General features: G+C 63.6%; 28 protein-coding genes. 19 read left to right on the top strand and 9 right to left on the bottom strand.

All coding sequences use genetic code 11. The features are described from left to right. The first annotated feature begins 207 nt into the window (after window positions 1-207). The 6 genes from ACX3OZ_RS08860 (at window position 208) to ACX3OZ_RS08885 (ending at window position 5,280) form a co-directional block, all read left to right on the top strand. Complete coding sequence (locus tag ACX3OZ_RS08860; protein WP_459094365.1) at window positions 208-561, top strand: septal ring lytic transglycosylase RlpA family protein; 354 nt, start codon at window positions 208-210, stop codon at window positions 559-561. An 85-nt stretch (window positions 562-646) separates the two neighbouring features. Next, window positions 647-1,201, top strand: a complete 555-nt coding sequence (locus tag ACX3OZ_RS08865) for a hypothetical protein (protein ID WP_459104291.1) — start codon at window positions 647-649, stop codon at window positions 1,199-1,201. 131 nt (window positions 1,202-1,332) lie between these two features. Next, on the top strand, window positions 1,333-2,508 hold the full coding sequence (locus ACX3OZ_RS08870; protein WP_459104292.1) for an MFS transporter: 1,176 nt from the start codon (window positions 1,333-1,335) through the stop codon (window positions 2,506-2,508). Beyond that, window positions 2,505-3,671 carry an MFS transporter gene (locus tag ACX3OZ_RS08875; protein WP_459104293.1) on the top strand — a complete coding sequence of 389 codons (1,167 nt, stop codon included), beginning with the start codon at window positions 2,505-2,507 and terminating at the stop codon, window positions 3,669-3,671. The genes ACX3OZ_RS08870 and ACX3OZ_RS08875 overlap by 4 nt, the downstream gene beginning before the upstream one ends. A gap of 2 nt (window positions 3,672-3,673) precedes the next feature. Next, window positions 3,674-4,135, top strand: a complete 462-nt coding sequence (locus ACX3OZ_RS08880; RefSeq protein ID WP_459104294.1) for an MmcB family DNA repair protein — start codon at window positions 3,674-3,676, stop codon at window positions 4,133-4,135. After that, the gene (locus ACX3OZ_RS08885) at window positions 4,132-5,280 is read left to right on the top strand and encodes an MFS transporter (protein ID WP_459104295.1); all 1,149 of its coding nucleotides are present in this window, start codon (window positions 4,132-4,134) and stop codon (window positions 5,278-5,280) included. The genes ACX3OZ_RS08880 and ACX3OZ_RS08885 overlap by 4 nt, the downstream gene beginning before the upstream one ends. Window positions 5,281-5,295: 15 nt before the next feature. Here the strand turns inward: ACX3OZ_RS08885 and ACX3OZ_RS08890 are convergent, their stop codons facing one another. Then, window positions 5,296-6,948: an MBL fold metallo-hydrolase RNA specificity domain-containing protein gene (locus tag ACX3OZ_RS08890; protein WP_459104296.1), complete on the bottom strand. Its 1,653-nt coding sequence runs from the start codon at window positions 6,946-6,948 to the stop codon at window positions 5,296-5,298. A gap of 124 nt (window positions 6,949-7,072) precedes the next feature. On the opposite strand from ACX3OZ_RS08890, the gene ACX3OZ_RS08895 reads away from it, so the two are divergent. Continuing rightward, the gene (locus ACX3OZ_RS08895; protein WP_459094372.1) at window positions 7,073-7,423 is read left to right on the top strand and encodes a DUF1428 domain-containing protein; all 351 of its coding nucleotides are present in this window, start codon (window positions 7,073-7,075) and stop codon (window positions 7,421-7,423) included. A 168-nt stretch (window positions 7,424-7,591) separates the two neighbouring features. Here ACX3OZ_RS08895 and ACX3OZ_RS08900 read toward each other — a convergent pair whose 3' ends face one another. Further along, window positions 7,592-8,143: an ActR/PrrA/RegA family redox response regulator transcription factor gene (locus ACX3OZ_RS08900; RefSeq protein WP_459094373.1), complete on the bottom strand. Its 552-nt coding sequence runs from the start codon at window positions 8,141-8,143 to the stop codon at window positions 7,592-7,594. A gap of 159 nt (window positions 8,144-8,302) precedes the next feature. Between ACX3OZ_RS08900 and ACX3OZ_RS08905 the strand changes: the two genes are divergently transcribed. The 7 genes from ACX3OZ_RS08905 (at window position 8,303) to ACX3OZ_RS08935 (ending at window position 13,770) form a co-directional block, all read left to right on the top strand. Next, the gene (locus tag ACX3OZ_RS08905; protein WP_459094374.1) at window positions 8,303-9,337 is read left to right on the top strand and encodes a DUF2793 domain-containing protein; all 1,035 of its coding nucleotides are present in this window, start codon (window positions 8,303-8,305) and stop codon (window positions 9,335-9,337) included. 73 nt (window positions 9,338-9,410) lie between these two features. Continuing rightward, window positions 9,411-10,535, top strand: a complete 1,125-nt coding sequence (locus tag ACX3OZ_RS08910) for a Gfo/Idh/MocA family protein (RefSeq protein WP_459104297.1) — start codon at window positions 9,411-9,413, stop codon at window positions 10,533-10,535. A gap of 218 nt (window positions 10,536-10,753) precedes the next feature. After that, window positions 10,754-11,203 carry an Rrf2 family transcriptional regulator gene (locus tag ACX3OZ_RS08915; protein ID WP_459094376.1) on the top strand — a complete coding sequence of 150 codons (450 nt, stop codon included), beginning with the start codon at window positions 10,754-10,756 and terminating at the stop codon, window positions 11,201-11,203. Further along, the gene (locus tag ACX3OZ_RS08920; RefSeq protein WP_459094377.1) at window positions 11,196-12,086 is read left to right on the top strand and encodes an NAD(P)/FAD-dependent oxidoreductase; all 891 of its coding nucleotides are present in this window, start codon (window positions 11,196-11,198) and stop codon (window positions 12,084-12,086) included. The genes ACX3OZ_RS08915 and ACX3OZ_RS08920 overlap by 8 nt, the downstream gene beginning before the upstream one ends. An 85-nt stretch (window positions 12,087-12,171) precedes the next feature. Then, window positions 12,172-13,152: an iron exporter MbfA gene (gene mbfA / locus ACX3OZ_RS08925; protein ID WP_459094378.1), complete on the top strand. Its 981-nt coding sequence runs from the start codon at window positions 12,172-12,174 to the stop codon at window positions 13,150-13,152. Window positions 13,153-13,199: 47 nt separating this feature from the next. Next, window positions 13,200-13,484 carry a type II toxin-antitoxin system RelE/ParE family toxin gene (locus tag ACX3OZ_RS08930; protein ID WP_459094379.1) on the top strand — a complete coding sequence of 95 codons (285 nt, stop codon included), beginning with the start codon at window positions 13,200-13,202 and terminating at the stop codon, window positions 13,482-13,484. After that, entirely contained in the window at window positions 13,456-13,770 is a 315-nt protein-coding gene (locus ACX3OZ_RS08935) for a HigA family addiction module antitoxin (protein WP_459094380.1), read from the top strand. The genes ACX3OZ_RS08930 and ACX3OZ_RS08935 overlap by 29 nt, the downstream gene beginning before the upstream one ends. Here the strand turns inward: ACX3OZ_RS08935 and trhO are convergent. Then, window positions 13,767-14,807, bottom strand: a complete 1,041-nt coding sequence (trhO, locus tag ACX3OZ_RS08940; protein ID WP_459094381.1) for an oxygen-dependent tRNA uridine(34) hydroxylase TrhO — start codon at window positions 14,805-14,807, stop codon at window positions 13,767-13,769. The two genes, ACX3OZ_RS08935 and trhO, sit on opposite strands and share 4 nt — an antisense overlap. 61 nt (window positions 14,808-14,868) lie before the next feature. Between trhO and ACX3OZ_RS08945 the strand changes: the two genes are divergently transcribed. Then, window positions 14,869-15,906 (top strand): aldo/keto reductase, encoded by a 1,038-nt coding sequence (locus ACX3OZ_RS08945; protein ID WP_459094382.1) that lies wholly within the window; start codon window positions 14,869-14,871, stop codon window positions 15,904-15,906. 198 nt (window positions 15,907-16,104) lie between these two features. Here ACX3OZ_RS08945 and ACX3OZ_RS08950 read toward each other — a convergent pair whose 3' ends face one another. Both ACX3OZ_RS08950 and ACX3OZ_RS08955 read right to left on the bottom strand, forming a co-directional pair. Then, window positions 16,105-17,361, bottom strand: a complete 1,257-nt coding sequence (locus ACX3OZ_RS08950) for an NAD(P)/FAD-dependent oxidoreductase (RefSeq protein WP_459094383.1) — start codon at window positions 17,359-17,361, stop codon at window positions 16,105-16,107. 139 nt (window positions 17,362-17,500) lie between these two features. Further along, window positions 17,501-18,427, bottom strand: a complete 927-nt coding sequence (locus tag ACX3OZ_RS08955) for a LysR substrate-binding domain-containing protein (RefSeq protein ID WP_459094384.1) — start codon at window positions 18,425-18,427, stop codon at window positions 17,501-17,503. A 105-nt stretch (window positions 18,428-18,532) separates the two neighbouring features. On the opposite strand from ACX3OZ_RS08955, the gene ACX3OZ_RS08960 reads away from it, so the two are divergent. Then, window positions 18,533-18,679, top strand: a complete 147-nt coding sequence (locus tag ACX3OZ_RS08960) for a hypothetical protein (protein ID WP_459104298.1) — start codon at window positions 18,533-18,535, stop codon at window positions 18,677-18,679. Window positions 18,680-18,732: 53 nt separating this feature from the next. Further along, window positions 18,733-19,239, top strand: coding sequence for a hypothetical protein (locus tag ACX3OZ_RS08965; RefSeq protein WP_459104299.1), 507 nt, complete (start codon window positions 18,733-18,735; stop codon window positions 19,237-19,239). A gap of 254 nt (window positions 19,240-19,493) precedes the next feature. Here the strand turns inward: ACX3OZ_RS08965 and ACX3OZ_RS08970 are convergent, their stop codons facing one another. Further along, window positions 19,494-20,363, bottom strand: a complete 870-nt coding sequence (locus ACX3OZ_RS08970; protein WP_459104300.1) for an extensin-like domain-containing protein — start codon at window positions 20,361-20,363, stop codon at window positions 19,494-19,496. A 103-nt stretch (window positions 20,364-20,466) separates the two neighbouring features. Here ACX3OZ_RS08970 and lepA point away from each other — a divergent pair, with 103 nt between their 5' ends. After that, window positions 20,467-22,272, top strand: a complete 1,806-nt coding sequence (lepA, locus tag ACX3OZ_RS08975) for a translation elongation factor 4 (protein ID WP_459094388.1) — start codon at window positions 20,467-20,469, stop codon at window positions 22,270-22,272. Between the two features lie 137 nt (window positions 22,273-22,409). On the opposite strand, the gene ACX3OZ_RS08980 is transcribed toward lepA, so the two are convergent. The 3 genes from ACX3OZ_RS08980 to ACX3OZ_RS08990 all read right to left on the bottom strand — a co-directional run bounded on the left by ACX3OZ_RS08980 (window position 22,410) and on the right by ACX3OZ_RS08990 (window position 23,838). After that, window positions 22,410-22,901, bottom strand: a complete 492-nt coding sequence (locus ACX3OZ_RS08980; protein WP_459104301.1) for a hypothetical protein — start codon at window positions 22,899-22,901, stop codon at window positions 22,410-22,412. 13 nt (window positions 22,902-22,914) lie between these two features. Continuing rightward, window positions 22,915-23,313: a hypothetical protein gene (locus ACX3OZ_RS08985; RefSeq protein ID WP_459104302.1), complete on the bottom strand. Its 399-nt coding sequence runs from the start codon at window positions 23,311-23,313 to the stop codon at window positions 22,915-22,917. Window positions 23,314-23,499: 186 nt separating this feature from the next. Further along, entirely contained in the window at window positions 23,500-23,838 is a 339-nt protein-coding gene (locus ACX3OZ_RS08990; RefSeq protein WP_459104303.1) for a hypothetical protein, read from the bottom strand. Between the two features lie 179 nt (window positions 23,839-24,017). On the opposite strand from ACX3OZ_RS08990, the gene ACX3OZ_RS08995 reads away from it, so the two are divergent. After that, window positions 24,018-24,500, top strand: coding sequence for a hypothetical protein (locus ACX3OZ_RS08995; protein WP_459094392.1), 483 nt, complete (start codon window positions 24,018-24,020; stop codon window positions 24,498-24,500). The last annotated feature ends 362 nt before the right edge of the window (window positions 24,501-24,862 follow it).

Below are 24,862 nucleotides of genomic sequence, written 5' to 3' on the forward strand. Positions count from 1 at the left end.
GACTGAATCCGCGAGAGCGCGGCTTGGCGGATTCATTTTCTCCACTTCACCCAGTAACGCCGCCAACAGCACAGCAATGCTGTCCAAATTTCTGCGACATATGGGCAACACCTGCCGTAACCGGGCCAGATGCAGTCAATATGGGCTTATTGTGGCCGGCCGCCGCCCCTAATCAGCGCTCACCTTAACTGATGTGAGTCCGATAGTTTGATTAGAAAAGTTGTTTCCGCCGCTGTCATTGCTGCAGCTCTGCTCTCCTTCTCCACTGCAGCCTATGCCCAATGCGGCGGTGCCTCCTGGTACGGTCCCGGTTTCAACGGGAAGCAGTCCGCCTCAGGAGAAATCTTCAACGAAAACGCCATGACCGCGGCGCATCGTTCCCTTCCCTTCGGTACCAAGGTCCGCGTCACCGACCAGCGCACCGGCGCCGAGATCGACGTCGTCATCAATGATCGCGGCCCGTTCCATGGCAAGCGCATCATTGACCTGTCCAAGGCTGCCGCCACCAAGCTGGGCTTCCGCAATCGCGGCACCACTTCGGTCTGCATCAGCCAGAACTGAGCCCCGACAGCCTCCATGCCCTGCCGTTAGCCGTCCCTTAGCATTCCGCCTCTAGCATGCGCGGCGGGACTGGGAGTGGCAGGGCATGCAGGCAGCCGCCTATGTCGTCGGGCCGCTGGATGGGCCGGGCGCCGCATTGATCGATCTGGCGCGCCGCCTCGGTTTTGCGGCGGTGCTGCCCTATGCCGGGGTGGCCGAGGCCGAACGACAGGCCAGCCAGACGCCGCTATGTTTCTTCCTGTTCGCCGCCGTGCCCGATGTCGAGGCGCTGCGCCCCGCCGCCGAAGCGATCCGCTTTTGCCCCAGCCGCCGCATCCGCTTTTCGCCGCTGCTGTATTTTGCCGACAGTCCATCGGTCGAGAGCATCAATCGCTGCATCAATCTGGGCTTTGATGATGTCATCACCCTGCCATTCACCCGCGATAGCGTCGCCGAGCGCCTCAACCGGCAGGTCGGGCAAAGCCTGATCTATTACGAAACGCCGGGCTATTTCGGCCCCGACCGCCGCGACCGCGTCACCGCCCCGCAGCGCGCCGCCGAAACCCGCTCCGGTGGCCAGTTTCGCCGGCTCGAAATCCTGCGCCACCCGCTGAGTGGCACCCAGGTGGTGCGCGACGAGACCTATCTGCAGGCCGGCTGAGCCCAGACGCCAGGCTATTGCCACATATTTGCAACGTTGCAAAAATCTGACGAAAACGTTTCCACTGGCGCTTTCCCCCCGGCCGGATTTCGCCTAGCTTCTGGCCACTGATTTCGCGAGTAGTTTCAGCCATGAAGTTCGGCATCGACCTGCCGCCCCAGATCAAGGTGTTCGGGGCGTTTTTCATTTATTCCTTTTGCATGGGCAGCCTCTATCCCCGCCTGCCCGCGATTCAGAGCGCCATGGGCGTTGGTGAAGGCGCGCTGGGTCTGGCGCTGGTTGGTGCCGCGCTGGGAACGCTGATCTCGCTGACCTTTGCCGGCCCGATCATCGAGCGTATCGGCTATCGCCGCACGCTGCTGACTGCGCTGCCGCTGCTCGCGCTGTTTTACGCCGTCGCCGTCTGGGCGCCGTCGCCGCTGACCTTCTTCCTGCTGCTGATGCCGGTGGGCGTCACCATTGGCTGCATCGAGCTGATCATCAATCTCGAAGCCGACCGGGTGGAGCACGCCATCGGTCGTCGCATCATGAACCGCGCCCATGCTTTCTGGAGCTTCGGCTTCTTTGCCGCCGGCATGGTGGGGGCGTTTATCGCCGCCACCGGGCTGTCGCCGCAAATCCATCTGGCGCTGATGATCCCGCTGATCGCCATAGCCACTGTGGTGGTGCTGGGTCGCTTCCAGCCCGCCGAGCATCGCAGTGGCGGCAGCGCCGCGGATTCCCCGCGCTTTGCCCGGCCGACTCTGGCGATCATGATGCTGGTGATGATGTGCATGCCCGCCATGATCCTCGAAGGCGCCGGCATCGACTGGTCGGCGATCTATATGACCAAGGAATTCGTCGCCACCCCGTTCTGGGCCGGCTTTGCCGTGGCGCTGGGCGCCGGGGCGCAGGCCGTCACCCGGTTTTTCGCCGATAGTTTTGTCGAGCGCTGGAGCCCTGCCGTGGTGGCGCGGGCGCTGCTGGCCATTCTGGGCGCCGGGGCCGTGCTGGTATTCTTCGCCCAGACCCAGTTGCTGGCCTATATCGGGCTGGCCATGCTGGGCGTCGGCAGCAGCGCGCTGTTTCCGCTGGCCATGTCGGCCGCCGCACAGCGCACCGACCGCCCGGCTGCGGTCAACGTCGCGGCGCTGGCACAGATTTCCTTTGTGTCGTTCCTCTTGGGACCGCCGCTGCTGGGCTATGTCGCCGAGCATTTCGGCATCCGCTGGGCCTTCGGCATCGGCATTCCGCTGGTGCTGATCGCATTGCTGTTCACCAATAGACTGGGCGCGCATCGCGCCTCCAAGGCCATGGCTGCTGAATGAAAATCGCCCCGCAATACCGCATCTACGCCTGCTTCTTCCTCTACGCCATCATGACCGGCGGGGTGATGGCGCGCCTGCCTGATTTGCAGACCCATTTCGCCCTCAGCGAAAGCCAGCTCGGCCTGACCATGATCGGCATGGCCATCGGCTCGCTGATTTCACTGACGCTGGGCGCGCCGGTGGTCGAACGCATTGGCCCGCGCACCACTGCCTTTGTCACCGTGCTCGGCCCGGCGCTGCTGCTGGCCTCGATCCCCTGGATGAGCTCGCCCATCGGCATGTTCGTGGCACTTTTCTTCACCGGCTTTCTCGGCGGCGCCTTCGAGATCAACCTCAATGTGCAGCTCGACCGGCTCGAAACCCATACCGGCAAGCGCTACATGAACCGCGCCCATGGCTTCTGGAGCGTCGGCTTTTTCGTCACCGCTTTGTTCGGCGCCATGATCCGCCAGTCGGGGCTGACCCCGGCCTGGCATCTGGGCCTGCTGGCGCTGGCCGTGCTGTTGATTGCCGTGGTCATGCTGTGGAACATGCAGCCCGCGCCCAAGCCGGCCGGCTTTGTCGAGACTAGCGGCCACGCCATCGCCTTTCCCAATCTGGGCCTGTTGCCGCTCTGCCTGATCGGCTTTGCCGCCTTCCTCGTGGAAGGCGCCGGCATCGATTGGTCGGCCATCTATATGCGCAACGTCTTTGACAGCACCCCGCTGATCGGCGGCATGGGGCTGACCCTGTTCGCCTTCTTCATGGCGGCGATGCGGCTCACCGCCGATCCGCTGGTCAGCCGCTATGGCCCGCGCAATGTTGCCATCGTGCTGCTGGCGCTGGCCGGCATGGGCGCGCTGCTGGTGGGTGTCGCCCCCGAGCAGAACGCCGCTCTGATCGGCTTTGCCCTGATGGGGCTGGGCTGTTCGGCGGTCTATCCGATCGCCGTCTCGGCCGCCGCGCAGCGCACCGACCGGCCCGCCGCGGTCAATGTCGCGGCGCTGGGGCAGGTCAGCTTTGTGGTGTTTTTCCTGGCGCCGCCTTTGCTGGGTTTCGTTGCCGAATATCTGGGCATCCGCATGTCGTATCTGATCTGCCTGCCACTGCTGCTGGCCGGGCTGGTGGCCAGCTATTACGCGCTGGATGACAAGAAAGCGCCGACGCCCATCGCTGCGGAGTAGTCATGGCCGAGCTGCCGCCCATCGTCGATCTCCGCCAATCGGCCACCGCGCTGCGCGTGCAGCGCGGGGTGATGCGCATGCTGCGCGAGCGGCACGACATGGCCTGCTACGCCGAAGTGGGCTTGGCCAATGGTCGGCGGGCCGATGTGCTGGCCGTGGGGCCCAAGGGCGAAATCTGGATCATCGAGATCAAATCCAGCCTGATCGACTTTCAGGTCGACCGCAAATGGCCGGAATATCGCGAATTTTCCGACAAATTCTTCTTCGCCAAACCGCCCGAACTTGACGCCGGGATTTTCCCCGAGAGCGAGGGCCTGATCGTCGCCGATGGCCATGACGGGGCGATTTTGCGCGACAGCCCCGACACCCCGCTGGCCCCGGCCCGGCGCAAGGCGCTGATGCTCAAACTGGCCCGGCTCGGCGCTGACCGTATTCATGCGTTGATGGACCCCGGCCCCAAGTGAACTCAGACCCCAATCGCTGGCGCATCATCGCCGTCTTCGTGCTGCAGGCGCTCGGCATGGGCGCCATCCAGACCCGCATCCCCGATGTGCAGCTGGCGCTCGGCCTCAATGATGCGCAGCTGGGCATGGCCCTCATGGGTCTGCCTGCCGGCGCCTTGTCGGTATTTCTGTTTTCCAGCTGGATCATCGAGCGCTTCGGGCCGCGCCGCACCGTGCTGATTTTCCTGCCGATCCAGACCCTTGCCGCCGCCGCCATTGCCGTCGCGCCGAATTTCTGGGCCATGGCCGGGCTGTTTTTCGTCATGGGCGTCGGCAGCGCCGTCACCAATATCGCCATGAATGTCGAGGCCGACCGCATCGAGGCGGCCAGTGGTCGCCGGGTGATGAATACCTGCCATGGCGCCTGGAGCATTGGCTTTCTCGGGGTCGCGCTGCTCGGTTCGCCGATTCGCGGGCTAGGCTTGTCGGCGGCATGGCATCTGGGGCTGGCCGCGCCGCTGGTGCTGGGCGCCATGCTGCTGATCGTGCTGCCGATGCGCGATGCCCCCGAACGCGCCCATAGCAGGCGCAGCGCCCGGCCGCGCTTGGCCTGGCCCACGCTGATGACGCTGGCGCTGGTGGGGTTCGGGCTGGGCGGCGAACTGCTCGAAGGCGCCGCGCGCTCCTGGTCCATCATTTTCCTGCGCGACAGTTTCATCGTGCCCGCCTGGGTGGAATCGCTGGCCCTGCCGGCGCTGCTCGCCACCATGGCCATCGGGCGCTTACTGGCCGACCGGCAGATTGACCGCTTCGGGCCGGTGCGCGTGGCGCGCATCATGTCGGCCATTGCCTTTGTCGGGCTCTGCGCTGTGGTGTTCTCCCCCAATGCGGTCATGGCGCTGCTCGGCTTTGGCCTCGTCGGCCTCGGCATCTGCGTGCTCTATCCGCTGATGCTGTCCGGCGCCGCCGGCATTGGCGACCGTCCGGCGGCGGAGAATGTCGCTGCCATGACGCTGGTCGTGCAGATCATCAGCCTGGGCGCGCCGCTGCTGATCGGGGCCGTGGCGCAAAATTACGGCATCCGCTTCGCCTTCGGCATGCTGCTCCCCTTGCTGGCCCTGGGCTGGGCCATGGCCGGGGTGCTGGCGCCCAAGACGCCTTCGTAGCGACGTTCGCCCGCCCTATTCATCCACGCTCTGCGTCTCCACCGGGGTGATCGGTGTCGGCCGATGCGCCGGTGAGGGGGCCACGCCCAGTTCCGACAATTCCTGCTGCAGCGCCTGCATCAGCGCCAGCTTTTCCGCATCGCTCCCCGCCTGCAGCCGCTGGCTCAGGCGAATGGTGAAATCGGAAAACGCATTGTGCCAGTCCGAATGCACCTGCACCGGATCGATGCGCGGCGTCGCCGTCTGCGACCGTGCGGCGATGCCCGCCGCTGTCAGCTCGAAATAATCGTCAAGCAGCGGCAGGATCACCTGATCGCCGGCAATGCCCGTCGCCATAATGGCGCTGCGCAACGCCGCGCGTTCCTCATCCTCGCCATGGATAAGAAAGATCGCCCCATGCGCCGGCAGCCGCGCCTTGATCCAGGCCATCAGCTCGGAGTGATCGGCATGGGCCGAATAATTGCCCATCGAGCGGATGGTGGCGCGGATCGGCACCAGCGTGCCGTGGATGCGCGCTTCCTTGGCGCCGCTCAAAATCACCTGCCCCAGCGTGCCCGGCGCCTGATAGCCGACAAACAGCACCGTGGCATTGGCGCGGATCAGATTGTTGCGCAGATGGTGCTTGATGCGCCCGGCATCGCACATGCCCGAGGCCGACATGATGATGGCGCCGCCCCGGATGGTATTGATCGCCTTGGATTCCTCCACCGTCTCGATGATGCGGAAGCGGGGGTCGTTGAACAGCTCGTCGGCGCCCAGTTCGACGTCATCGAACATCTTGGCATATTTGCGATAGACGCCGGTGACCTTGCTGGCGAGCGGGCTGTCGAGAAACACCAGTCGAGGGTCGATTTCGCCGGTTTTGATCAGATAGCCGATATCATGCAGCAACTCCTGGCTGCGCTCGACGGCAAAGGCAGGGATCACCAGATTGCCGCCCGGCGCCAGCGCCGTATTGATCTCGGTCTTGAGCGCCTCGCGGCGCTGCGCCAGCGTATAATCCACCCGCTCGCGCCCGCCATAGGTGCTTTCGCAGAGGATGTAGTCAAAGCCCGCCGGGCCCTCCGGCTCATTGTAAAACACCTTCTCGTCCGGCCCGATATCGCCGGAGAACATCAGGCGGATGGTCTTGTCGCCGTCCTGCACCTCGACCTCGATCGAGGCCGAACCGATGATGTGGCCGGCATTCCAATAGCGGGCCCGCACCCCCGGCCCGGGGGTGATCCATTCGCCATATCGGCAGGTCTGGCGGTGTTTGAGCGCCTCCTCGGCGTCTTCCATCATATACAGCGGCTGTGCCGGTTCATCGCCGCGCCGATTATGCTTTTTGGTTTCGCGCTCGGCTTCGCTTTCCTGAATGCCCGCGCTGTCGGGCAGCAGATACTCCAAGAGTCCCGCCGTCGGCTCGGTCATCCACATCGGCCCGCGCCAGCCCTCGCGATAGAGTTTGGGCAGCAGCCCGGCATGGTCGATATGGGCATGGGTGAGCAGCAGGAAGGCGATGGCCTTGGGGTCGAAGGGCGTCGGCTTGAGATTGAGGTCGCGGACCGATTTATTGCCCTGGAACAAGCCGCAATCGACCAGGAACTGGCCGCCGGGATGGACCACCCGATAGCAGGAGCCGGTAACGGTGCCTGCCGCGCCGTGGAAATGCAGGGTGACGGCCATAGGGCGAACTCCGTTTTTTCCGATGCTGTCGAAGTAAGCCCCAGCCATTCGTCGTTGTCGAGCGAACAGTGGCAACCCCGCCTGTCAGCGGCGCGTTGTTCGACTGAACCTGAGGAGACTCGCTATGACCTATATTGATGGCTTCGTCATCGCCGTGCCGGCCGCCAACAAGCAGGCTTACATCAAGCAAGCCAGCGAGGCGGCCGCACTGTTCCGCCAATGGGGCGCCACCCGCGTGGTGGAAAACTGGGGCACTGACGTCCCCGCCGGCAAACTCACCGATTTCCAGCGCGCCGTGCAGGCCAAGCCAGGCGAGGTGATCGTGTTTTCCTGGATCGAATATCCCGACAAGGCCACCCGCGACGCGGTGGGCAAAAAGATGATGGAGGACCCCGCCATGGGCGCCATGGTGCTGCCCTATGACGGTGCCCGCATGATTTATGGCGGGTTTGAAACGCTGATGTCGGTGAGCTAGCAACTTTCAGGGGCATTGTGAGCCATACATCTCACTCCACCCCCGATGTTACCCCGGCCTTGAGCCGGGGCCCATCCTGAGATATCGCCGCATCACCCATCTCAGGATGATTCCGGCTCAAGGCCGGGATGACACCGCGTTTTTGGACTGCATCGGCAGCGCTAGCCCCTAGCGCGGCGCGCGCTTGGCCAGGATTCGCTGCAGCGTGCGCCGATGCATATTGAGCCGCCGCGCCGTCTCGGAGACGTTGCGGTCGCACAATTCATACACCCGCTGGATATGCTCCCAGCGCACCCGGTCGGCCGACATCGGATTTTCCGGCGGCTCGGGCTTGTCCTCGCCAGTGGCGAGCAGGGCGTTGATCACATCATCGGCATCGGCGGGCTTGGAAAGATAATCCACCGCCCCCAGCTTCACTGCGGTGACGGCGGTGGCGATATTGCCATAGCCGGTCAGCACCACAGCGCGCGCATCGGGGCGCTTGATATGCAGCGCCGAGACCACTTCGAGCCCGTTACCGTCCTCGAGCCGCAGGTCGACCACGGCATAGGCGGGCGGCTTGTCATTGACCGCCGCCAGCCCTTCGGCCACCGATCCGGCAATGCGGACATCGAACCCCCGCCGCACCATGGCGCGTTCAAGGCGCTGCAAAAACGCCGCGTCGTCATCGACAAGCAGCAGGCTGGGGTCGGTCGCCAGGAGATCTTCGATCGTGCTCATGCGTGTCATTTAGGGGTTTTGCGCTGAAACGTCAAAATCTTGATAGAGATTTAGTGCCAGCCGCTTGCTGGCATGCCTGCAGTCGATATTCGACCGGGCGGACCGCTTTATCCCCACCCCCGTTCCTGGCCCTAGACTCTCCCGCACAAGGAGACCCTCATGGACCACACGCCCCGCCTGTCACTGCCCTTCATCATGCCCAGCCAGGCGCAAAAGCACATCACCCATAACGAAGCCATCCAGGCGCTCGACGCGCTGGTGCAGCCCGTCGTCGAAAGCCGCAGCGTCCTTGCGCCGCCCACCACGCCGCTTGAGGGCGAGACCTATTTGGTGCCGCAAGCCGCCACTGGCGTCTGGGCCGGCCATGCCGATGAAATCGCCGCCTTCCGCTCCGGCGTCTGGAGCTTCCACGATCCCGCGTCCGGCTGGCAGCTTTATGTGAAGGCCGAACGCACTCAATATGTGTTCGATGCCGGTGCCTGGGTGCCGCTGGCCTCGCTCGGCTCCGGCCTGCCGCAATTGGGGGTCAATACCAGCGCCGACGCCACCAACCGGCTGGCCGTGGCGGCCGCCGCGACGCTGTTCACCCATGTCGGCAATGGCCACCAGCTCAAGCTCAACAAGGCCGCGCCCGGCGATACCGCCAGCCTGCTCTATCAGAGCAACTGGTCCGGCCGCGCCGAAATGGGGCTGGCCGGCGACGATCACTGGCGGCTCAAGGTCAGTCCCGATGGGGCCAGTTGGATCAATGCGCTCACCGTCAATGCCGGCACCGGCGTCACGACTATCGCGGCCAGCCTGCAACCGGCCACCGACAATGCCATTACCCTGGGTGCTGCCGGCGCGCGCTGGTCCGCCATCTGGTCGGCCACCGGCACCATCCAGACCTCGGATGCCCGCCAGAAAACCGACATCGCGCCCAGCGATCTCGGCCTTGATTTCATCTGCGCGCTGACCCCGGTCAAATATCGCTGGGCCGATGGCCAGCGCACCCATTACGGTCTCATCGCCCAGCAGGTGCAGGCCGCGCTCGGCACCCATGACTTCGCCGGCCACATCCTGGCTGACCCCGCCGATCCCGCCAGCGAACAGGGCCTGCGCTACGACGCTTTCATCGCCCCGCTGATTGCGGGGATGCAGGAACTGGCACGGCGCGTGGCAGCGCTGGAAGCCCAGGCTGCGCGCGCCAAATAATTCATGCTCCGTCTGGCGTGGGCTGCGTCTCCCCGATAGCCTGCCGTACGTACGTCAGGGAGGATGCACGCAAATGACCACCAAGCGCCTCGGTGTCGGCTTCATCGGCACCGGCAATATTTCATCGGCCTATCTGCGGGCCATCACCGGCCACGAAAATATGGCCGGTTTTCCGGTGCTCGATATCAAGGGCCTGGCCGATATGCGCCCCGAAGCCTCCGAGGCCCGCGCCGCCGAATTCGGCCTCACGGCGATGAGCATCGACGAAATGCTGGCCAGCCCCGAGATCCAGTTGGTGGTCAATCTCACGATCCCGCGCGCCCATGTCGAGGTCGGTCTCAAAGTGCTGGCCGCTGGCAAGCATGTCTATTCCGAAAAGCCGCTCGGCATCAGCTTCGCCGAGGGCAAAACCTTGCTCGACGCCGCCAACAAGGCCGGCCTGCGCATTGGCTCGGCCCCCGACACTTTCCTCGGCGGGTCGCACCAGCAGGCCCGCGCCGTGGTCGATAGCGGCGCACTCGGTCAACTGGTCGGCGGCACCGCCTTTTTCCAGTGCCCCGGCCACGAAGCCTGGCACCCCGATCCAGCGTTTTATTACGATATCGGCGGTGGTCCGGTGCTCGATATGGGGCCGTATTACATCACCGATCTGGTCAATCTGCTCGGCCCCGTTGCCCGCGTCTCTGCCATGGGCTCGCGCCTGCGGGCGCAACGTCCGGTGCTGTCCGAGCTCAAGCAGGGCCAGATCATTGATGTCAAAGTTGACACCCATGTCACCGCCTCGCTCGGCTTTGCCAATGGCGCCATCGTGCAGGTCGGCCTCAGCTTCGACGTCGCCGCACACAAGCATGTGCCGCTCGAACTCTATGGCACCGAGGCCAGCCTGATCGTTCCCGATCCCAATTTCTTTGGCGGCGATGTCGAAATCCGCCAGCGCGGCAAGGATGCGGTCTGGACCAAAATTCCGGTCACCCAGCCCTATGCCAATGGCAATTACCGCTCGCTCGGCGTCGCCGACATGGCCATGGGCATCCTCGACAACCGCCCCCACCGCGCCAATGGGGATTTGGCCCTGCACGTCCTCGAAGTTATGGAGGCCTTTGCCACCGCCTCCCGCGAAGGTCGCACCATCGAGATCAAGACCCCGGTCGAACGGCCAGCACCACTGGCGGCGTCGTTGAAAGACGGGCGGATCTGACAGCAGAACTCGCCATCGTCCCTCCCCTCCCCCTTGAGGGGAGGGGCCGGGGGTGGGGGTCCATCAGTGACCCACCAAACCACCCCCTCCCCAACCCTCCCCTCAAGGGGGAGGGGCGCCGACCCCAAGGTTGCGGCGCTCAAACGCCCTCCGCCCAACCACCAACAAAAATCCACCACGCGCTTGACTCCACTCCTCAATGTAACAATGTAAGTTACATGAAACGTTCCAGCCGCCTCTCGCTCGCTTTGCATGCCCTGGTCCATCTGCACAAGCAGCCCGACCAGGCCATGACCTCCACCACCCTGGCCCAGTGCCTGATGACCAATCCGGTCGTCGTGCGTCGCGTGCTGGGCCAATTGCGCGAGGCCGGCTTCGTCGCCTCCACCAAGGGACATGAGGGCGGCTGGCGCCTGCTGCTGCCCGCCAGGGAAATCAGCCTCTACGCCGTCTATACCGCCATGGGCGAAAACCTGCTGATCCGCACCGAGAGCGATCCCGGCGATGTTGGCTGCGGCATTGTCCGCAGCGTCAATGCCGTGATGGGCGAGGTCATCGCCGATGCCGAAGCCCTGCTCGCCGCCCGCCTCGCCACGGTGTCGCTGGCCGATATCGCCGCCCAGGCCACCCCCCATCCCCTCCATCCCGGAGCCCACCATCATGGATGACGTCCTCATCATTGGCGGCAGCTTTGCCGGCCTGGCCGGCGCGCTGCAGCTCGGCCGCGCCCGCCGTCAGGTCACGGTGCTCGACACCGGCCTGCCGCGTAATCGCTTCGCCGCCCATTCGCATGGCCTGCTCGGCCACGATCACAAAGCGCCCGGCGACATTCTTGGCGCCGCCCGCCAGCAACTGGCGCGCTATCCGACGGTGAAACTGGTCAATGCCCGCGCCGACGCCGTCAGCGGCGCCATCGACAATTTCAGCGTCACCACCGAGGATGGAGCCACCCATCAGGCCCGTCGCCTGCTGCTCAGCTATGGCGTCACCGACCAATTCCCCGCCATTCCCGGCTTTGCCGAATCCTGGGGCAAGTCGGTAGTGCCCTGTCCCTATTGCGACGGCTTTGAAGTGGCGAGCCAGCATTGGGGCCTCGTCTGGTCCGGCGAGCATTCGCTGCATGCCGTCTCGCTATTCCATGATTGGACCGACCGGCTGACCCTGTTTGCCGATGGCCACGAAATCTCCGCCGACGCGCGCGCCGAGCTGGCCCGCCGCCAGGTACCGCTCATCGAAGGCAAGATCGTCGCCATCAGCCATGTGGACGGCCAGATCGCCACTGTCGATCTCGACACCGGCCAGCGCATCGCCGTTGATGTGCTGTTCGCTCATCCGCGCACTCGCCCGTCCTCCAGCCTGCATGAAGCCCTCGGCCTCGAAACGCTGGAGCACCCCATGGGCCGCGTCCTCAAAATTGACGATCGCCGCCAGACCTCCGTCCCCGGCATCTATGCCGCCGGCGACCTCGCCAACCCGATGGCCAGCGTCACCCTCGCGAGCTCCAGCGGCGCCATGGCCGCCATTTTTGCGCAGCAATCCATGCTGGTTTGAGGGCCACGCAACCGACGGCGCCACTTGCCACAACCTTAGAATGGTTCTAATCATTGTTTAGAACCATTCTAACTTATGGCCATCCATGTTCTCGCTCCGCCCCGACAATCGCCGCGCATTTACCACCCTGTCCGAGCGCGAAATTCTCTCGCTTGCCGTGGCGGCCGAGGAGGAAGATGGCCGCATCTATTCCGAATTCGCCACCCGCCTCGCCGAGACCTATCCCGGCTCGGCGGCTTTGTTCGAGGCCATGGCCGCCGAGGAGGATGAGCATCGTCGCCGTCTTCTCGATCTCTATGTCGAGCGCTTCGGCCCGCGCCTGGTGCCCATCCGCCGCGAACATGTGCGCGGCTTCCTCACCCGCAAGCCGCTCTGGCTGATGCAGACGCTGACCCTCGAAGCCGTGCGCCAGCAGGTCTGGGAAATGGAGGAGGGCGCCTATCGCTTCTATCTCGAGGCGGCCAGGCAGGTGAGCGATGCCGGCACCCGCAAGCTGCTCGGCGATCTGGCCCGCGCCGAGCGCCAGCATGCCGCCGCCGCCGACCGGATCGACGCCGAAGTGCTCGGCGAATCCGGCCGCGACAGCGAAAAAACCGAGGCGCACCGCCAATTCGTGCTGACCTATGTGCAGCCCGGCCTCGCCGGCTTGATGGATGGCTCGGTCTCCACTTTGGCCCCGGTCTTTGCCGCCGCCTTCGCCACCGGCGACACCCACCAGACCTTTCTCGTCGGCCTCGCTGCTGCCATCGGCGCCGGCATTTCCATGGGCTTCACCGAAGCCGCCGCCGATGACGGCAAGCTCACCGGGCGCGGCTCACCGCTCAAGCGCGGCCTCGCCGCCGGCATCATGACCGCCGTGGGCGGCCTCGGCCACGCACTGCCTTACCTCATCCATGATTTCACCATGGCCACCACCCTGGCCATCACCGTCGTGCTGATCGAGCTCTGGGCTATCGCCTTCATCCAGAACCGCTATATGCAGACCCCATTCTGGCGCGCCGTGCTGCAAGTCGTCCTCGGCGGCTCCCTGGTCTTCGCCGCCGGCATTCTGATCGGCAACGCCTAGCCCATGACGCATTGCGTCATATAACGCTCAGCGTTACACTCTCGGCCATGATCCAGGGCTTCGCCAGCGCTGAGACTGAGCTGATCTGGACCGGCCGGCGCAGTCGCAAGCTGCCGCCGGATATCCAGTCGGTCGCTCTGCGCAAAATGCGTCTGCTCAATCAGGCGCAGTTGCTACAGGATTTGCGTGTGCCGCCCGGCAACCGTCTCGAAGCGCTGAAAGGCAATCGGGCCGGCCAGCACAGCCTGCGCATCAATAATCAGTGGCGCATCTGTTTTGTCTGGCAGACAGGAGGACCGAACCATGTCGAAATCGTCGACTACCATGACTGAGCTGCTGCCCAATCCGCATCCCGGCGAAATCCTGCTGGAAGAATTCCTCAGGCCGATGGGCCTTAGCCAGAACGCGCTGGCGCGCGCCGTACATGTGCCGCCGCGCCGCATCAATGAGATCGTGCTCGGCAAGCGCGCCGTCACCGCCGATACCGATCTGCGGCTGGCGCGTTATTTCGGCATGTCCGAGGGATTTTTCCTCGGTCTACAGGCTGATTTTGACCTGATGGAACGCCGCCGCTCCATCGGCGATGATCTGGTCCGGATCGAACCGCGCGCCGCCTAGCCCGCTTTACTGCGCGCCCGCGAGGCTTCGGCCTGCGCTTGTTTCAGCGCCTTGCGCTCCGCCGCCAGCCTTGCCGCGTCGTCGCCGAGATGGGACAGGCCGCGCGCCTTGGCCAGCTCGATCTGCTTTTTCCGTTCGGCGGCTGCCGCATGCTTGTCGGCCTCGCCGACGCAATGGGGGCAGCTGACGCCTTCGACATGGTCGGGGCTGGCCCGATCATCCGGGGTCAACGGGTGGCGGCAGGCGCGGCACAAACTGGCGTCGCCCTCGACCAAGCCATGGCCGACCGAGACGCGCTCGTCGAACACAAAGCACTCCCCGGCAAACCGGCTATCCTGCTCCGGCACCACTTCGAGATATTTGAGGATGCCGCCCTTGAGGTGAAACACCTCCTCAAAGCCCTGGCTCAACAGATAACTCGACGCCTTTTCGCAGCGAATGCCGCCGGTGCAGAACATCGCCACCTTCTTGTCGCGGCCCGGATCGAGATGGGTCGCCACATAATCCTTGAACTCGGTGAAATTCTTCGTGGACGGGTCGAGCGCCCGCTGGAACGTGCCCAGCCCGACCTCATAATCATTGCGGGTATCGACCAGCACCACGTCATTGCGCTCGATCAGCCGGTTCCAGTCCGCGGGCTCGACATAGGTGCCCACCGTCACGGCCGGATTGGCCTCCGGCGCCCGCAGCGTCACGATTTCCGGCTTCAGCCGCACCTTGAGCCGCAGGAACGGCATCGCCTCGGCGGTGGAATATTTCACCTCCGCCCCGGCCAGCCGCCCACCAAACACCGCCCCGTCAAACAGCCAGTCGGCCAGCGCATCGATCGCCGCTATGGTGCCCGCCACGGTGCCGTTAATCCCCTCCGGCGCCAGGATCAGCGTGCCCTTGATCCCCTGCGCAGCGCAGAGCGCGGCCAGCTTTGGCTGGATCGCCTCGGCGTCCGGCAAGGCGGCAAATTTATAGATCGCCATCACCTTGTATGGTTGATTGGCTTGGGGCAGATTACCATTCATATCGCGCGGCCATGGGTTCATCGGCCCGCTCATATCATTGCCCGCGCGCCGGGCCAAATTGAGAAATCGTGGGGAGATCGTCATGACCTATCGGGCCGATACGGCACGCTATGACTCTATGCAATACCGCCGCTCGGGCAATTCCGGGCTCAAGCTGCCGGTCATCAGCCTCGGCCTGTGGCAGAATTTCGGCGGCACCCGCGACTATCCCTCGGCGATGGAAATCCTCGGCTATGCCTTCGATCACGGCATCACCCATTTCGATCTCGCCAATAATTACGGCCCGCCGGCCGGCTCCTCCGAGGAATTATTCGGCCAGGTCATGGCCCGCGATTTCCGCCCCTATCGCGACCAGCTGATCATTTCCACCAAGGCCGGCTACAATATGTGGCCCGGCCCCTACGGCGAATTCGGCAGCCGCAAATATCTGCTGGCGAGCCTTGATCAGTCGCTGAAGCGCCTCGGGCTCGACTATGTCGATATTTTCTATTCGCACCGCTTTGATCCTGAGACCCCGCTCGAGGAAACCATGGGCGCGCTGGCCCATGCGGTGCGCAGCGGCAAGGCGCTCTATGTCGGCATTTCCAGCTACCCGGAAGCCGAAACCCGCGAAGCCCATCGCATCCTCAAGGATATGGGCGTGCCCACCACCATCCATCAGCCCTCCTATTCGATGATCAATCGCTGGATCGAAAACGACCACACCATCGACGCCTGTGGCGAATTGGGCATCGGCATGATCGCCTTCTCGCCGCTGGCGCAGGGCGTGCTCTCGGGCAAGTATAATTCCGGCAACACCTCGGGCACCCGCGGCGAAAATCCCAATGGCTCGCTGCGCGCCAGCCATATCGAGCCCCGCGTGCTCGCTTCCGTCGACAGATTGGGCGACATCGCCCGCTCGCGCGGCCAGACCATGGTGCAGCTGGCTTTGTCCTGGGCGCTGCGCCGCCCGGAAATGACCTCGGCACTGGTCGGCGTGCGGACCCTCGATCAGCTCAAGGACAATCTCGGCGTGCTGAACAATCTGACGCTCTCGGCCGAAGAAATCGCCGCCATCGACGCCGCCACCAAGGACGGCCAGATGGAACTCCACCCCCGCCCCACCGGCTGGCTGCGCTAAAAGGGGAGCGGCGCTTGCGCCAGGTCTCTTCGCAAGGCCGGTGGGTGGCTCACCCCCACCCTTGATCCCTCCCCACAAGGGGGAGGGAGACGATGAACACCGGCCTCGCAACCTGCGCCTCCCTCCCCTTGATGGGGAGGGATTGAGGGTGGGGTGGGCCAAACACGCCGATGCTGCCGTTCAGGCTGAACAACACCCCTACCGGTGCAAAAACCGCTCCATTCCGAACGGCTTGATATTGATCGCCGTCTCTTCCCCGGTCATCGCCTGCGCCAGCAATTCGCCGGTGGCCGGCCCGAGGGTGAAACCGTGATGGGCGTGGCCGATGCCGACATAGAGCCCGTCGTGGCGGGGCGCCTTGCCGATGATCGGCATCATGTCGGGCGTGCAGGGTCGCGCGCCCTTCCACGGCTGGGCATCCAGCCTTGGCCCGAGATCGAGCAGTTCGCGCGCTGCCCGCTCGGCCTTGTCGAGCTGAACCGGAGTGGGCGCCGCGTCGCGCATGGCAAATTCGGCCCCGGTGGTCAGGCGAATGCCCCGCGCCATCGGCGCCAGCGCATAGCCCACTTCGGGGTCGAGCACGAGCTGGTTCAGGCTGGCCCCATGCTCGCTGTCATAATGCATGTGATAGCCGCGCTTGACGAAGAGCGGCAGTCGATAGCCGAGCTTGTCGAGTACGTCCGGCGCCCACGGCCCCAGCGCGATCACCGCCTGCTTGCCGCTATGGCGCACCCCGTCCACAATGGCTGTCCAGCCATTGGCGTCCTGCTCCAGCCCGCTGGCGGTGCCGGAAACGAACTTGCCGCCCAGCCGCTGGAACAGCTTGAAATATTCGGTGACCAGCGCGCCGGGATCGCGCACGGTCCATGGGTCGGTCCAGTGGATCGCCCCGGCCAGCCCGCCCTTGAGCGCCGGCTCCATCTGCTTGAGTTCGGGCCATTCCACCACGCGGTGCGAAATGCCGAACTGGTCATGATCCTCGCGCGCCTTTTCGGCCTCGCGGCGCAGCCCCTTGTCGCTGCGGAAGGCCAGCAGCCATCCGCTCTTGCTCACCAGCGCCTCGGCCGCCGGCCCGGCATCTTTCATCAGATCGGCATGGGTGATGATCGAACGGCCGATCAGCGGCGCATAGCTCTGCACCACCTTGCGATAGGATTCCGGCGATGAGGCCCACCAATAGCGCAGCAGCGCCGGCGCCAGTCGCGGCAGCGCCAGCGGCTCATAGCGCGCGGCCGTGCTCAAATGCAGCCCTACCTGCAGCAGCATCGCCAGATCGCGCGGAAACGCGTGCGGCCGCACGCCTTCGCGCTGGATGATGCCGGCATTGCCGAAGCTGGTTTCCTGCCCCGGCGCGCCCCGGTCGATCAGCGTCACGCTGCGCCCGCGCCGCAACAGGTAAATCCCGGTGGCCACGCCGACAATGCCGGCCCCCAGAACAATCACATCATCAGCCATCTATGTCCGCCCCCACTGCAGTCTTGCTCACTCTATCGGCACATTCTAGCAGAGCGTAGCCGGTAGTTTTGCCTCTCTAAACGCAGCATTGCCGCTGTTCACGCGTGAATATCCCGAAAAACTCAACAAAGACGCAAAATCATCCCGCATCCGGCATGTGCCGTATCTGGCCGAGATAGCCATGCACGCTGGCCGGCACCTCATGCTCCAGCCAGGCGCGGAACGCTCGCACCTTGCGGCTCTCGCGCCGCCCCTTGCCGGTCACCAGCCAATAGCCCTGCGGTCCTTCCACCGAATGCTCGAACGGCCGCACCAGCCGCCCGTCGCTCACCGCGTCGGCGCTCATCATGTCGGCGGCCATCAGCACGCCCTGTTCGGCAATCGCCGCATCAAAAGCCAGCGAGGCATCCGAATAGAGTGGCCCGGTCAGCCGGATGGTCGGGTCCAGTCCCAATTCGCTGCGCCAGGCATCCCAGCTCAGCATCGTCGTCTGATCCTGGATCACCGGCACATTGGCCAGATCGGCCGGGTGCTTAAGCTGCTTGGCGACCACCGGTGCACAGACCGGCTGATAGGCCCGCCCGCCCACCAGTTCGGCATTCACCCCCGGCCATTGCCCATGCCCGAAGCGCACGCCGCAATCGACGTCGGGCCGGCTCAAATCCAGCATCGACGAGGTCACGTTGAGCCGCACCTCGATATCGGGGTTGAGCGCGGTGAATTTGGTGATGCGCCAGATCAGCCAGCGCGAGGCAAACACGCTCCCCACCGTCAGGTTGAGCACGCCTTCGTCGCTCCCCTTGAGCCCGGCCAGCCCATCCTGCAAGGCGGCAAAGCCGGCGGTCAGCTGCGGCAGCGCCGCCTTCAGCACCGGCAGCGGGCGCAGCCCGGCCGGAGTGCGCTCGAACAGCTCCATGCCCAGCCGTTCCTCGGCCCGCCGCAAATGCTGGCTGACCGCGCCGATGGTCACCCCCAATTCCTCGGCCGCCGGGGCCAGCGCACCGCGCCGCGCCACGATTTCGATGGCGCGCAGGGCATTCAGCGGAACGGGAAAAGGATTGGCCATATAGTTTTTCTACAATGGGGCTGCGACCTTGTCCATTGCGCAGCCGGTCCCCAAGGGCCATCTTGGGCAGGTAAACACTATTCCGACCTGAAAGGAGGTCACAAAATGTCTAGCTTCGTCCGGCGCTTCACCCGCCTGTTCACCACGTCTGCCTCCCCCCAGCGCCTCACCCGCGATCCCGATACCATGTCGCTGCGCGACTGGGCCGATCTGCCGGTCCATCACCCTTATTGCGACCGCGCGCCGCGCTGAGGCCATAATCGGGGCTTTGAAGGGGGTGGAAAACCGCCCCATAGGAGCCCCCGATGATCCGCCCTCTCGCCGCGCTCACCATTCTCGCCCTCTCGCTCGGCCCCGTACTGGCCCAGCCGGTCGCCCCCGCCGCTCCAGCCGCCACCCCCGATGTCGTCATCGACCCGGCCGCCAAGCTCAATACCTCGCCCAAGCAAGCCAATATGCTGACCGGCTTTTACGCCACCCAGGCGGTGATCGAGCTCTGCGCCATTGCGCTTGAGCCCAATATCGTCACCGGCATGGCGGTTGACCGCAGCCGCCTCGAAACCGCCCTTGGTCTGGACGTTGCCAGCGCCGGCGCCGCCTATGCCCAGGTCAAGGCCGATGTCGAAAAGACCACCCCCGACTGCACCGACGGCAGCCCCGACCGCCTCGGCGTCGACGCCGTCACCGCCATCTACGCCGCCCTGCCACCCCCCGCCGCTGCGCCCGTGCCAGCCGCTGCCGTCCCGGTCGAACCCGCAGCAATTCCCGTTCCTGAAGCTGCGCCTGTTGCCCCGGCCGTCCCGGCTCAATAACCGATCTCTCCCACCCACCGCGCTGTACCTCCCCCTTGAAGGGGGAGGCTAGGAGGGGGTGACGAGAGCCCCGATATCGGGCCAAACCACCCCCACCCTTGATCCCTCCCCGCAAGGGGGAGGGTGTCGACTGCAAAAATCCTGCACAGAGCTATCAGTCTGCCGCCCTCCCCCTTGCGGGGAGGGAAGCGAGATAGGACTTAGCCCTTGCTAAGTCCGTGATCGAGCAGGAAGGGGGGCTCTCCGCGAGTCCCTCACTCACAAATCCGCGCCTCACAGCTCGCCCCATGGCACCCGAGATCGAGGTGCAGATGGTCGGCATGCTCAGCATTGGCTTCCGGCCCCAGCGTGGTGGTAAAGCCGGCACAGCCCGCATCATGCGCCAGCCGCAATAGCCGCCCCTCGGGCTGCGCCGCCGGCAACCAGTTCGCCGTCACATCGATGCTGCGCCCATCCGCCAGGGTAAATCCGGTCACATCCACCGCATTGGCAAAGCCATGCTCGGAGACAAAGCCCGCCGCCGCATTATTGCGCTTGCGGCACATATAGCTGGTGCCGGTATTCACCGCAGCCAGCGCGCTGCCCAGCATCGCCTCGGCATAGCCATCCACGGTCTCGATCCAGCGAGGCAGGGCGCTGGCCATCTGGCAATTGGTGGTGATCGGCGCACTGAGCGGCACCATCCGCCCCCGGCTCAACACCCCCGTCACCACCAGCGGCGACTGTTCCCCGCACGCCTCCTCGCTCAATGGCGGCGCCATCTCCGCCTCCACCAGCCCTAATAACACCGCCGGACACGCCACCTGATAGATCCGCGCCGGCTCCGCCGCCTGCGCAGCCTCCGGTTCGGCCTCCGGCTCCGGCTTCTGTTCCGGTTCCACCAGCGGCGGCGTCACCTGCGGCGCCTCCGGCAGGCTGGGCGGACGCGGCCGAGGCACGGGCGGTGGCGTGGCCACTGTCGGCGCAACCACCTTCGGCGCCGGCCGCGATGGTGCCGACGGCGCCGGCTTGGGCGCGGTCAGCGTCTCGACAAAATCATTGAGCGGTCCGAGAAAATCCTGGGCCAGCACCGGCGCGGTGAGCAGCAGCGGGGCCAGGGCGATGAGCTTGAATGGGATAATCATTCCCCTCCAACGTGCGAGCCATGCAAAAGCTGCCGACTGCCTTGTGTTTAACCCTCACTAAACCATCTTTGCGGCTTCGCGCAGTTCTGCTATCAGCGCGGGCATGACAACGCCGCTTTCCCACATCCGCAATTTTTCCATCGTCGCCCATATCGACCATGGCAAGTCCACGCTCGCCGATCGTCTGATCCAGACGACAGGGGGGCTCGACCTGCGCGAGATGAAAGAGCAGGTGCTCGACAATATGGATATCGAGCGCGAGCGCGGTATCACCATCAAGGCCCAGACCGTTCGGCTGTCCTACACGGCGCAGAATGGCGAGACCTATATTCTCAACCTGATCGACACCCCCGGCCACGTCGACTTCGCCTATGAAGTCAGCCGTTCCATGGCCGCCGTGGAAGGTTCGCTGCTCGTTGTCGACGCCTCCCAGGGTGTCGAAGCGCAGACCCTCGCCAATGTCTATCACGCGCTCGATGCCGGCCACGAAATCGTGCCGGTGCTCAACAAGGTCGATCTGCCCGCCGCCGACATTCCGCGCGTCAAGCAGCAGATCGAGGACGTTATCGGCCTCGACGCGTCCGAAGCGCTGGAAATCTCGGCCAAGTCGGGCATCGGCATCGACACCGTGCTCGAAGCCATCGTGCATCGCCTGCCCGCCCCCAAGGGCGACATCAATCTGCCGCTCAAGGCTCTGCTGGTCGATAGCTGGTACGACACCTATCTCGGCGTTGTCGTCTTGGTACGCATCATCGATGGCGTGATGAAAAAGGGCCAGAAGATCCGCATGATGGCCTCGAACGCCGTCTATGAACTCGACCGCGTCGGCGTCAACACGCCCAAGCTGGTCGAGGTCAAGGAACTGGGCCCCGGCGAATTGGGCGTCTTCACCGCCGGCATCAAGGAAGTGGCCGATACCAATGTCGGCGATACCATCACCGACGACCGCAAGCCAACGAGTGAGCCCCTGCCGGGCTTCCGCCCGGCACAACCAGTCGTGTTCTGTGGCTTGTTCCCGGTCGATGCCTCCGAATTCGAAGAGCTGCGCGCTGCCATGGGCAAGCTGCGCCTCAACGACGCCAGCTTCTCCTATGAAATGGAAACCAGCGCCGCGCTCGGCTTCGGCTTCCGCTGCGGTTTCCTGGGCCTGCTGCATCTCGAAATCATTCAGGAACGGCTCTCCCGCGAGTTCAATCTCGACCTGATCGCGACGGCCCCTTCGGTGGTTTACGAAATCGCCATGACCAATGGCGACACCGTCATGCTGCACAATCCGGCCGATCTGCCGGACGTGATGAAGATCGAGGAAATCCGCGAGCCCTGGATCAAGGCGACCATTCTCACCCCCGACGAATATCTCGGCTCGATCCTCAAGCTCTGCCAGGACCGTCGCGGCATCCAGCGCAATCTGAGCTATGTCGGCACCCGCGCTCTGGTGGAATATGATCTGCCGCTCAACGAAGTGGTGTTCGATTTCTACGATCGCTTGAAGTCGATTTCCAAGGGCTATGCCAGCTTTGACTATGTGCTGGCCGATTATCGCCCCGGCGATCTGGTCAAGCTGACCGTGCTGGTCAATGCCGAGCATGTCGACGCGCTGTCGATGCTGGTGCACCGCAGCGTGGCCGAAACCCGCGGCCGCATCATGTGCGAAAAGCTCAAGGATCTGATCCCGCCGCATCTGTTCGTGATCCCGATCCAGGCCGCCATTGGCGGCAAGATCATCGCCCGCGAAACCGTCCGCGCCATGCGCAAGGACGTGACGGCGAAGTGCTATGGCGGCGACGCCACCCGTAAGCGCAAGCTGCTGGAAAAGCAGAAAAAGGGCAAAGCCAAAATGCGCCAATACGGCAATGTCGACATCCCGCAGGAAGCGTTTATCAAGGCGCTCAAGATGGGCGACGAGTAGGGGCGCTTGCCGAAAGCTTTCATGCTGGTTTCCCTAAGGCGGATCAGTCCCGGTTTCGTCCCCCCCCCCCCCCAAACGCTGTTCTCGCTCCTCGGCAGAATAACCCACGAGCGGGCCGAGTGGGGGGCGGGACTTCGTCAATGCAGCACGGTTTCCCCATCGGTGATAGGCTCGTCCATCGGCTCCGGCAGAGCTTTTGGCTTGTCATCTTTTAGTATCGGCTCACCAAAGATATCTAAAAAGGCATTGGCAAAGTCAGTTTCTCTTCTGATGCCTCTGAATACTGGCCATTCCCTGTAATGCTCTGCAAGAATTGGCCCGGTGGTCCCGCCTGCGCGAAGCAATCGGCATAGCTCGTTGAGGTCTTCTCGTACTGCAGCGACGCAAATTTGAAAATCTGGTCCTGTGGCTGACCAATCCTCCTTACCGAGAATCATTTTTGCGCGTTCTTTGTTTCCACCCAGACGAACGGCATTTGCAAGATTTACGACCATCATTCGGCGTGCTTGGTCAGTAGAGTGCTTCTTGAAGTGAAATGCGCCGAGGTCCAGAAGTTTCTCGGCGAGAAAGTATTCGCGATCTCTGATGAGGTTGAGTCCCGTTTCATTAAGAGCGCTGTCCGCTTTCACGCGCTCACCCTCCTTAAATTTTCTCCACAAAACATGCCCGAGCTTTAGCCCTATCTCCCCCGATAATTTGCACGGCGCGCTTAAAGTATGCCGCGTCAGTTTCAAGTTTATCACCAAGTTTTGCTGAGCATTTGTGGCTGTGTGCGGCGCAGTTATTCAAATACTGTTGAGAAACGTACCCGCCTGTATGGGTTAGCAAGTTGCGTCGCTCGCAAAGCTCAACAAAATCAGGCCAAATATCGAGACCATTTTTTAACGTCATGCCAAATTTGTTTTCCATCCAGCTAAATTGCTCGTGATGGCTATTCCTGAGGACGGATTCTACCTCCTTATCGATCAGGCTGTATTTTGCTTCCTCAAGTGATGCAAAAGAAAGTAAATCTGAGTATTTAATTTCTCTTTCCGAGGTCAATATCATTTCCTCGTGGGTTGAAAATACTACCCTCAGTATCTTGGCCAAATATGCGTCATATACACTAATCAGACCTATTGTGGCGATCTCCGGAAGGTGCTCTGCGCCTTTCACTGCCGCAGTCGCATTTTCATGTTTTTGAATCAGTTTTCCAATGTAGCCGCTGGGGACCTCAAATACACCGTATTAGTCATTGCTGATTTCTTCGATCTCTTGGCCCCGTTCCAGCACAAAGCGACCAATTTCGGATGATGCAATCATTCCAGATACCATGGGGGATACCTCAATAGTAAATGGTATCATGTTGCGGTATGTGCTCATGATGGAAAGAAACGACGAGAGGGCGTCAGGGAAAGTTAACTGATCAACTTTCTGATCCGCCGATTTTGTTTCTGTCGCAATGTTTTCTGGCGCAAGCATTTCGGCCATCGCTTCGGGGTTTGGCCGCTCAAAGGCGATGGAATGACCTACAAACCTCCCCTCTTTCTTCCGAAAGACGACATATATTGGGTCATTATTTGCCATTTCTTACTCCCTCGTTTGAGGGTGAGATGAGCGTAGCCGCAGGGAGAAGGCAAGGGGCAGACCCCAATAGGCACAAGTTCTGATGGCTTGCCCTCACTCACACACAAACCTTATCCCCGCCCCCTCCACCCAGCCTTACCCTCTCCTCTCCGGCACCCTGCCGCAGGAGACCCCCAAAAATGCCCCGCCGCAAACGCACCCTCCCGCCCGTCACCCACGCCCTTGCCGCGCGGCATGAGGCTTTGTGGCTAAAGCTCACGGCTCTGCAAACCCAGATCGCCCCGGTGGCGACGCGGCGGCCGCAGGGGGTGGTGTCGGCGCATACCGGCATGGTGGCGGAGGCGTTGTTGCGCGAGGCGTTGCCGTTTCTGGTGGTGGGGTATCCGTTGCCGGTGGCGGCGCCCGATTATGGTGGACTGGCCACGCAATTGGGGCAGGCGCTGGCCGAACTGGCGGCGTGGGAGGCGGCCAATATGGTATGGCGCGGCGATCTCAATGCCTTTGTCTGGACGGTGAGCGGCGACACGTCGCTGCCGGTGGCGCGCTTGCGGCCCAAGCTGGCGCCGCCGGTGCCGGCGCATCAGAACGCAGCCTATGCCGCCCGCCTGCGCGATCTGCGCGACCAGCTGGCCAAGCAGCTTGAGCAGTATAAGCGGCGGTGAGGCATGGTCTGGCGGGTTCGTTGCGAACCCAGTCACCCCCTTCCCATCCTCCCCCATGATGGGGGCGGTGTCAGATCGAGTGTGAGGCCGTATCGCGCCCGCGAGTGGAGCGATACCTCCCCCTTGATGGGGGAGGCTAGGAGGGGGTGGAGCCACAAACCCATGCGTCACGGCTTGCCCAAACCAGAAGGGCAATGACGGCCGAGCGATGCGGGCCGCTCCCCACCGTCATCACCGGGCCCGTCCCGGTGATCCACCTTCCCAGCTACAATGAGGCACCTGCTCCCCCCCCATTCTCGGTGTCACCCCGGCCTTGAGCCGGGGTCCATCTCGAGATCGTGCCACAGCCGCAAGGTGGTCGG

The organism is Devosia sp. A369, assembly GCF_054489345.1.